This window comes from Saccharothrix sp. ST-888 (assembly GCF_000955975.1).
Classification (GTDB): domain Bacteria; phylum Actinomycetota; class Actinomycetes; order Streptomycetales; family Streptomycetaceae; genus Kitasatospora.
Genome location: NZ_JYJF01000058.1, coordinates 33,995 through 42,534 on the forward strand (window position 1 = coordinate 33,995; position 8,540 = coordinate 42,534).

8 protein-coding genes are annotated in these 8,540 nt (G+C 74.3%); 6 read left to right on the forward strand and 2 right to left on the reverse strand.

Features of this window, described 5'->3' with window-relative positions:
- Positions 1-103 precede the first annotated feature (103 nt).
- On the forward strand, positions 104-2,173 hold the full coding sequence (locus UK12_RS19195; RefSeq protein WP_045304265.1) for a primosomal protein N': 2,070 nt from the start codon (positions 104-106) through the stop codon (positions 2,171-2,173).
- A gap of 165 nt (positions 2,174-2,338) precedes the next feature.
- On the opposite strand, the gene UK12_RS19200 is transcribed toward UK12_RS19195, so the two are convergent.
- Positions 2,339-2,851 carry a hypothetical protein gene (locus UK12_RS19200; RefSeq protein WP_045304266.1) on the reverse strand — a complete coding sequence of 171 codons (513 nt, stop codon included), beginning with the start codon at positions 2,849-2,851 and terminating at the stop codon, positions 2,339-2,341.
- Between the two features lie 231 nt (positions 2,852-3,082).
- On the opposite strand from UK12_RS19200, the gene def reads away from it, so the two are divergent.
- The 3 genes from def to UK12_RS19215 are packed head-to-tail and all read left to right on the forward strand — an operon-like array spanning position 3,083 to position 6,081.
- Positions 3,083-3,628: a peptide deformylase gene (def, locus tag UK12_RS19205; RefSeq protein WP_045304267.1), complete on the forward strand. Its 546-nt coding sequence runs from the start codon at positions 3,083-3,085 to the stop codon at positions 3,626-3,628.
- Positions 3,629-3,656: 28 nt separating this feature from the next.
- Positions 3,657-4,592, forward strand: a complete 936-nt coding sequence (gene fmt, locus UK12_RS19210; protein WP_045304268.1) for a methionyl-tRNA formyltransferase — start codon at positions 3,657-3,659, stop codon at positions 4,590-4,592.
- Positions 4,593-4,650: 58 nt separating this feature from the next.
- Positions 4,651-6,081 (forward strand): RsmB/NOP family class I SAM-dependent RNA methyltransferase, encoded by a 1,431-nt coding sequence (locus UK12_RS19215; protein ID WP_045304269.1) that lies wholly within the window; start codon positions 4,651-4,653, stop codon positions 6,079-6,081.
- 144 nt (positions 6,082-6,225) lie between these two features.
- Here UK12_RS19215 and UK12_RS19220 read toward each other — a convergent pair whose 3' ends face one another.
- Positions 6,226-6,678, reverse strand: a complete 453-nt coding sequence (locus tag UK12_RS19220) for a hypothetical protein (protein ID WP_156178808.1) — start codon at positions 6,676-6,678, stop codon at positions 6,226-6,228.
- Positions 6,679-7,046: 368 nt separating this feature from the next.
- Between UK12_RS19220 and UK12_RS19225 the strand changes: the two genes are divergently transcribed.
- On the forward strand, positions 7,047-8,018 hold the full coding sequence (locus UK12_RS19225) for an aldo/keto reductase (RefSeq protein ID WP_045304271.1): 972 nt from the start codon (positions 7,047-7,049) through the stop codon (positions 8,016-8,018).
- A gap of 152 nt (positions 8,019-8,170) precedes the next feature.
- Positions 8,171-8,540, forward strand: a 370-nt coding sequence (locus tag UK12_RS19230) for a C39 family peptidase (RefSeq protein WP_197084988.1), incomplete at its 3' end; no start/stop codon positions are given.

An 8,540-nucleotide genomic window follows, 5' to 3' on the forward strand; every position in this document is an offset into this window, starting at 1 on the left:
TGCGGCCCTGCCGTAAGGGCTGCCGATGGGCCCGTTCTGCGACGTTGTCGGTGCCGGGGGCTATGTTGGGCAGGCCCGGGGTGGCGGGTCGCATGGAGGGCGGATGAGCAGCACAGACGGAGCCGGTGAGCAGCTGGCCTTCATCCGGGAGACGGTCCGCAAGGCCAAGCCCCGGACGTGGCGCGGCGCCCAGCTGGCGGACGACCTGCCGGTGGCGCGGGTGCTGGTCGACAAGGGGCTGCTCCATCTCGACCAGTACTTCGACTACGCCGTCCCCGCCACCATGGCCGAGGAGGCGCAGCCCGGTGTCCGGGTGCGGGTCCGCTTCGGCGCCAGGATCGTCGCACCGGGCCGCCGTGAGGGCGGCGAGCTGCACAGCGGCTTCATCGTCGAGCGCCGGGCCGACTCCGACTACGCGGGCCCGCTGGCCCCGCTCGCCCAGGTCCTCTCGCCGGAGCGGGTGCTCACCCCCGCCCTGCTGCGGCTCTGCCGTACGGTCGCGGACCGGTACGCGGGTTCGCTCGCCGATGTGCTCCAGCTGGCGATCCCGCCCCGGCACGCCAAGGCCGAGGCTGAGCCGTCGGCTCCGCTGCTGCCTCCGCCGGCCCGGCCCGAGCCCGGGAGCTGGGCCCGCTACCCGCAGGGCGCGGACTTCGTGGCGGCGTTGGCCGAGGGGCGTTCGCCGCGTGCGGTGTGGACGGCACTGCCCGGGCCGACCTGGCCGGAGGAGATCGCCCGCGCCGTCGCCGCGACGCTGGCCGGCGGCCGGGGCGCGCTGGTCGTCCTGCCGGACGGCCGGGCGGTGGCCCGGGTGGACGAGGCGCTCACCGCGCTGCTCGGCGAGGGCCGGCACGCCGTACTGGCCGCCGATCTCGGGCCGAAGGAGCGCTACCGGCGCTGGCTGTCGGTCAGCCGGGGCGCGGTGCGGGCCGCGGTCGGGGCCCGGGCGGCGGTCTTCGCCCCGGTCCGTGACCTGGGCCTGGTGGTGGTCTGGTCGGACGGCGACAGCAGCCACAGCGACCCGCGGGCCCCGCACCCGCACGTCCGCGAGGTCGCGTTGCTGCGGGCCACCGAGGAGAACGCGGGCGTCCTGCTCGGCGGGCTGTCGGTGACGGTGGAGGCCGCGCAGCTGCTGCGCACGGGCTGGGCGCGCCCGCTGGCCGCCGAGCGGGAGACGGTCCGGGCGGTGGCCCCCCGGGTGCGGACGGTCACCGACCAGGACCAGGCGCGGGACGCCGCGGCCCAGGCGGCCCGGCTGCCGTGGCTGGCCTGGGAGGTCGCGCACGAGGCGCTGAAGCTGGGCCCGGTGCTGATCCAGGTTCCCCGGCGGGGCTACGTGCCGAGGCTGGCGTGCGGGCGGTGCCGTACACCGGCCCGGTGCCGGCACTGCCTGGGACCGCTGGAGGCGGGCTCGGCCGACGCGCCGCTGGAGTGCGGCTGGTGCGGGCAGCCGGAGGCGGCGTGGCACTGTCCCGAGTGCGGCTCGTTCCGGCTGCGGGCGCAGGTGGTCGGGGCGCGGCGGACGGCCGAGGAGCTGGGCAAGGCGTTCCCCCGGGTGCCGGTCCGCACCTCGGGTCGCGACGCGGTGCTCACCGGTGTCTCCGGGGAGCCGGCGTTGGTGATCTCCACGCCGGGCGCGGAGCCGGTCGCGGAGGGTGCCGGGTACGCGGCCGCGCTGCTGCTGGACGGCTGGGCGCTGCTGGGGCGTCCGGATCTGCGGGCGGGGGAGGAGGCGCTGCGGATGTGGACGGCTGCCGCCGGGCTGGTGCGGCCCGCCGAGCAGGGCGGCACGGTGGTGGTGGTCGCCGAGGCGACGGCCCGGCCGGTGCAGGCGCTGGTGCGGTGGGATCCGGCCGGGCACGCGGCGCTGGAGCTGGAGGAGCGGGCGGCGCTGCACTTCCCGCCGGTCTCCCGGATGGCCTCGGTGACGGGCGCGCCGCACGCGGTCGCGGACCTGCTCTCGCTGGTCCGGCTGCCGGAGGGGACGGATGTGCTCGGCCCGATCGAGGTGCCCGGCGGGCGGGGCGAGGAGCTGGAGCGTGCGCTGCTGCGGGTCGCGCCGGGGCAGGGGGCGGCGCTCGCGGCGGCGCTGAAGGCGGCGCAGATCGCCCGCGTGGCGCTGCGGACGGCGGATCCGGTGAAGGTGCGGATCGATCCGCCGGACATTGGCTGAGCACTTTCCGGGGTGTGGGGAACTGCGGATGGCGGTGAACTGTACCGAGTGCCGATGGGTGGGGTGCACCGCCCCTGCGGGGTCACGCGGTGCACCCTGCTCCCTCGGGAGATGTGCGGCACAGATCTCTTCCGATTCGCGCAGTTCCCCGCGCCCCTGTGTGCTTCAGCCGCGCAGCGGGATGCTCGGGCGCTCCAGGCCGCCCTGGCGTGCGGCGGGGACGGTGCGGGCCAGCGGCTGGGCGCCGGCGGGCAGCTCCTCGCTGCGGTCGGGGCGGGACGGTCCGGGGACGCCCGGTGCCGGCACGGCCGCCGCCAGCAGTTCGCTGCTCGGGCGGCGCATGCCGTACCGCCGGTGCACCGCCTGCTTGGTGACGCCCAGTGCGGATCCGACGGAGTCCCAGGAGAAGCCCAGTGCCCGGTCGAACTCGACGGCCGCCGCGACCAGCGTCTCCACGCTCTCGCGCAGCTCCTGGGCGAGCCGGACGGTGGGGGCGGGCGCACGCCCGTACACCACGAATCCGGCGGAGGTACTGGGCCGACGCGGTCGGTAGACGTTGCCCAGCTGGGCGGTGAGGGTGCGCAGGGAGTCCACCTGTCGCCGCACCCGCTCGATGTCCCGCACCAGCAGGTGCAGGCTGGCCCGCGCCCGCGCGTCGTGGTTGATCTGCTCGGCCATGGCCCTTTGTGCCACCTCTCCGTACGGTGAATCCGGTCGGGACGCGCTCGCGCCCCGGTCAATCCCACTTGACCAACGCCGGACGGGCGCCGGGGTCACGCGCTGCGACCAGACGGGATATGCCAGAAGCTGGGCCGAACGGGCGTCCCGGATTGCATAGACTTCCCCGTGGCCTCCGCAGATGCCCGTACCGAACCCGCGCCGAACCCGTACCGACAGGAGCTCCCAGCCATGGCGATCCAGCCGATCCGGATATTCGGTGACCCCGTGCTCCGCACCACCGCGCGGCCGGTGACCACCTTCGACAAGGAGCTGCGCGGGCTGGTCAAGGACCTCACCGACACCATGCTGGACGCCCCGGGCGCGGGCCTGGCGGCGCCTCAACTCGGCGTATCCCTGCGGGTGTTCACCTACAACGTGGACGGTGTGGTCGGCCACCTGATCAACCCCGACCTCAGCCTCACCGACGAGGAGCAGGACGGCCCCGAGGGCTGCCTGTCGCTGCCGGGGCTGCGCTTCGACACCAAGCGCGCGTTCGGCGTGGTCGCCAAGGGCTTCAACATGTACGGCGACCCGGTGAGCATCGAGGGCACCCAGCTGCTGGCCCGCTGCATCCAGCACGAGACCGACCACCTGGACGGGATCATCTTCATCGACCGCCTGGACCGCGAGCAGCGCAAGGCCGCGCTCAAGGCGATCCGCGAGGCGGACTGGGGCGACGGCCCGGCGCCGACCGTCAAGATCTCCCCGCACAGCACCTTCGGCTCCGCCCGCTGACCTCCGCAAGCCCCCCAGAAAGGCACCCATGCGCCTCGTCTTCGCCGGCACCCCCGAGGTCGCCGTTCCCGCCCTGGACGCCCTGCTGGCCTCCGACCGGCACGAGGTCGTCGCGGTGATCACCCGCCCCGACGCCCCCGCCGGGCGCGGCCGCCGACTGGTCGCCAGCCCCGTCGCCCAGCGCGCCGAGGAGGCCGGGATCGAGATCCTCAAGCCGGCCAAGCCGAGCGATGCCGACTTCCAGGCCAGGCTCACCGAGATCGCCCCGGACTGCTGCCCGGTGGTCGCCTACGGCGCGCTGCTGCGCCCCGGCACCCTGGAGATCCCCGAGCACGGCTGGGTCAACCTGCACTTCTCGCTGCTCCCGGCCTGGCGCGGGGCCGCTCCCGTCCAGCACGCGGTGCTCGCGGGCGACGAGGTGACCGGCGCCTCCACCTTCCGGATCGAGCAGGGCCTGGACTCCGGCCCGGTCTTCGGACTGCTCACCGAGGAGATCCGCCCGACCGACACCAGCGGGGTCCTGCTGGACCGCCTCGCGCACGCGGGCGCCCGCCTGCTGGTCGCGACCATGGACGGCATCGAGGACGGCACCCTGCAGGCCGTCCCGCAGCCCGCCGAGGGCATCACCCTCGCCCCCAAGATCACCGTCGAGGACGCCAGGATCGACTGGTCCCACCCCGCCCTGCGGATCGACCGCGTGGTGCGCGGCTGCGCCCCCGCCCCCGGCGCCTGGACCACCTTCCGCGGCGAGCGGCTCAAGCTCTCCGGCCCGGTCAGGCTGCTGACGGAGGCCGCCGGGCTCGCCCCCGGCGAGCTCGCGGTCGCCAAGAACAGCGTGCGGGTCGGTACCGGGAGCCACGAGGTCGAACTGGGCGAGGTCCAGCCGCAGGGCAAGAAGCCGATGCGCGCGGCAGACTGGGCCCGAGGCGTCCGGATCGAGTCCGGCGAGCTGCTCGGGCTCTGAGCCGCCGCCGTATCCGCCGCCGACCACCTAACCAACGCAGCACTTTTCGAGGCATCAAGTGAGCACTCCCAGCGCCAAGCGCGCCCCCCGTCCGCACCGCCGTCCCAAGAAGGACCCGGCCAGGATCGTCGCCTTCCGCGCCCTGCGGGCGGTGGACGAGCGCGACGCGTACGCCAACCTGATCCTGCCGTCGCTGCTGCGCGAGGCCGAGCAGAAGGGCATGGACCGCCGCGACGCCGCGCTGGCCACCGAGCTGGTCTACGGCACCCTGCGGCTTCAGGGCACCTACGACGCGGTCATCGCCGCCTGCATCGACCGCCCGCTGCGGGAGGTGGACCCGCCGGTCCTGGACGTGCTCTCGCTCGGCGCGCACCAGCTGCTCACCACCCGGATCCCCACCCACGCGGCGGTCTCCGCCACCGTCGAACTGGCCCGTGCGGTGCTCGGTGAGGGGCGCGCCAAGTTCGTCAACGCCGTCCTGCGCAAGATCAGCGCCCAGGACCTGGACGCCTGGGTGCAGCAGGTCGCCCCGCCGTACGAGCAGGACGCCGAGGACCATCTCGCGGTCGTCCACTCGCACCCGCGCTGGGTGGTCTCCGCGCTCTGGGACGCGCTCGGCCGCTGGCAGCCGGACGCCTCCGGCCGGACCGCGATCGAGGAGCTGCTGCGGGCCGACAACGACCGCCCCGAGGTGGCCCTGGTCGCCCGCCCCGGCCGTGCCACCGTCGGCGAACTGCGCGAGGCGCTGCCCGAGGCGCAGCCCGGACGCTGGTCCCCGTACGCGGTGCGGCTCGCCGAGGGCGGCGAGCCGGGCGGTATCGAGGCGGTTCGGGAGAACCGGGTCGGTGTCCAGGACGAGGGCAGCCAGCTGGTCGCACTCGCCCTGGCCAACGCGCCGGTGGAGGGCGCGGACCGGCTCTGGCTGGACGGCTGCGCGGGCCCCGGCGGCAAGGCCGCGCTGCTCGGTGCCCTCGCCGCCGAGCGCGGCGCCGCGCTGGTCGCCTCCGAGAAGCAGCCGCACCGCGCCCGCCTGGTCGCCCGTGCGCTGAACGGCAATCCGGGGCCGTACACGGTGATCGCCGCCGACGGCACGCGTCCCGCCTGGCGGGCGGGCGCCTTCGACCGGGTGCTGGTGGACGTGCCGTGCTCCGGGCTCGGTGCGCTGCGGCGTCGGCCGGAGGCCCGCTGGCGCCGCCGCCAGGACGACATCCCCGGCTTCGGGCCGCTCCAGCGGGACCTGCTGCGCGCGGCGGTCCGGGCCACCCGGATCGGCGGAGTGGTCGGCTACGCGACCTGCTCGCCGCACCTCGCCGAGACCCGTGCGGTGGTGGACGACGTGCTGCGCGCGGAGCCCGGCCTGGAGTGGATCGACGCGCGCCCGCTGCTGCCCGGCGTGCCCGCGCTCGGGGAGGGACCGGACGTCCAGCTCTGGCCGCACCTGCACGGTACCGACGCGATGTACCTGGCGCTGCTGCGGCGTACTGCCTAGCCGCACTTCGGGCGCAGGCGGCGGCAGGGTTTCGGCCGGGTCGGCAGGGGTCGGCAGGCAGGGGCGCGGGCCTCTGGCTGCCGACCGCGCCCCGCGGTTGACCGAGCGGCGGCCCATGCCCCCGGTGTGCTGCCCCCTGGGAGGTCAGGTTTCGCAGATGGCCGTCAGGATGCGCTGCAGCAGGCGGTCGAAGACGGCGTCCGGGGCGCTCGGGGCCGACCCCTCGGCGAGTACCTGGGTGAGCCTCGGGCACCGACCGCTCATGGCGACGCCCTGGAGGTAGCTCACCATCTCGGCGATCCAGCGCGGGCTGTTGCCGGTCGACGAGCGGTCCCATTCGGCGAACTGGCAGAGGAACCCGTTGAGTTGGGAGAGCGCCTCCATCTTGACCGGGCCGGGCCGGTCAGTTCGGTGCGAGCCGACGCGGTGAGATCGGCCTCGCCACTCGCCGGAGGGCTCGGTGGGCAGCTCGAACTCGCCCGCGACCTGGGCGACCATCAGGTCGAAGAGGTGTTCCTTCGGGAGTTCGGCACCCCCGCCCGCTTCGAGGCCGCGATCGGCACCCGGATCGAGGTCACCGTCACGGACGCGGCGCAACTCGGCACGGCCGCAGCCGTGTTGGCCCACCTCGCGGCCGGCGAGCCGGCGATCCGGTTGCCGAAGCGGTCGAACGGCGAGTCGTGGTCACCTCCGGCGCCGGCCGCAGCATCGCCCTGCCGCAGCTCGGACTGCCGGTGCTGTTCCGGTACAGCACCCGGTCACTGCGACCCTGCTCTGGTCGGGGCTGCTGCCGGTGGTGTTCGCCCCGCTGGCGGTCCGCAAATTCGCCTCGCACGGACGGTAGTTCGCAGACCGGACCGAGACTGCACCGAACCGTGGCGGACCGGGACCGATCGGGGCGCGGCTCGCGGTCGCCGGACGCCGGATGCTGGACAAACGGGCTGGTGCGGGCGGAGGGTGACGGCATGAAGTTCACCCATCTCGGCCGTACCGGCCTCACCGTCTCCCGTCTCTGCCTGGGCACCATGAACTTCGGCCCGCACACCGAGGAGGCCGAGGCGCACACCATCATGGACACCGCCCACGATCTGGGCATCAACTTCTTCGACACCGCCAACGTCTACGGCTGGGGTGAGAACAAGGGCCGCACCGAGACCATCATCGGCAACTGGTTCGCCAGGGGCGGCGGCCGGCGTGAGAAGACCGTGATCGCCACCAAGCTCTACGGCGACATGGGGGAGTGGCCCAACGAGGGCAAGCTGTCCGCCCTCAACATCCGGCGCGCGGTGGACGCCAGCCTGCGGCGGCTGCAGACCGACCACATCGACCTCTACCAGATGCACCACATCGACCGGGCCACGCCCTGGGAGGAGATCTGGCAGGCCATGGAGGTCCTGGTGGCCCAGGGCAAGATCATCTATGTCGGCTCCAGCAACTTCGCCGGCTGGCACATCGCCCAGGCCCAGGAGGCCGCCAGGGCCCGCCACTTCCTCGGCCTGACCAGCGAGCAGTCGCTCTACAACCTGATGGAGCGCAGCGTGGAGCTGGAGGTCATCCCGGCCGCCGAGCACTACGGGCTCGGTCTGATCCCCTGGTCCCCGCTGCACGGCGGACTGCTCGGCGGCGTCCTGCGCAAGGAGCGCGAGGGCGTCCGGCGGCTCAACGACCACGCGGTGGGCCGCCTGGAGGACAAGCGCGAGCAGCTCGCGGCCTACGAGGACTACGCCGCCGAACTCGGCCACGAGCCCGGCGACATCGCTCTCGCCTGGCTGCTCTCCCGCCCCGCCGTCACCGCCCCCATCGTCGGACCGCGCACCCTGGAGCAGCTGCACGCCGCCGTCCGGGCAATCGACCTGACGCTGGATCAGAAGGTTCTCGACCGCCTGGACGAGATCTTCCCGGGCCGCCGCCCGGCTCCCGAGGCGTACGCCTGGTGACGTACTCCCGGTAGGGGTGATCCTCGGGCGTGAACGGCAGCGCACGCTCGGTGGTGGACGCTCCGTATGCGGGCGGGTACTGCCCGTGTTCACGGCGTGCTCGCCGTCCCGCCGTGGGGCGGCGAGCGCGTCCGTGCGCCACAATCGGAAGGGTGAAGTCGATCATCCACCAGGTGCCCTACTACTCCCAGTGGGAGTCCCCGGACCTCGCCCCGGACATCCTCGACGGGACGCTGCTCGCCTCCAGCGACCCGCTCTGGGAGCGCTCGGGCGCCCAGAGTCCGGAGGAGTACGAGTACTGGTCCTGGCGGCTGTGCGGGATGGCCTGTCTGCGGATGGCGCTCGACTTCTGGTGGGGTGTCAGTCCGGCCCCCGTGGCCCTGGCGCAGGAGTGCCTGGCAGCGGGGGCCTACATCCGGCACCCGGACGGCAGGCTCGACGGGCTGATCCACGCGCCCTTCGCGACCTACGCGCACCAGCGGTGGGGCCTGGCGGCGGAGGCCCGGTCGCCGCTGGACGCCG

Bases quoted from the DNA above. Each gene is read 5' to 3' on its own strand.
- fmt (WP_045304268.1), top strand. From the start codon at position 3,657: ATGCGCCTCGTCTTCGCCGGCACCCCCGAGGTCGCCGTTCCCGCCCTG.
- UK12_RS19200 (WP_045304266.1), bottom strand. From the start codon at position 2,851: ATGGCCGAGCAGATCAACCACGACGCGCGGGCGCGGGCCAGCCTGCAC.
- UK12_RS19195 (WP_045304265.1), top strand. From the start codon at position 104: ATGAGCAGCACAGACGGAGCCGGTGAGCAGCTGGCCTTCATCCGGGAG.
- def (WP_045304267.1), top strand. From the start codon at position 3,083: ATGGCGATCCAGCCGATCCGGATATTCGGTGACCCCGTGCTCCGCACC.
- UK12_RS19225 (WP_045304271.1), top strand. From the start codon at position 7,047: ATGAAGTTCACCCATCTCGGCCGTACCGGCCTCACCGTCTCCCGTCTC.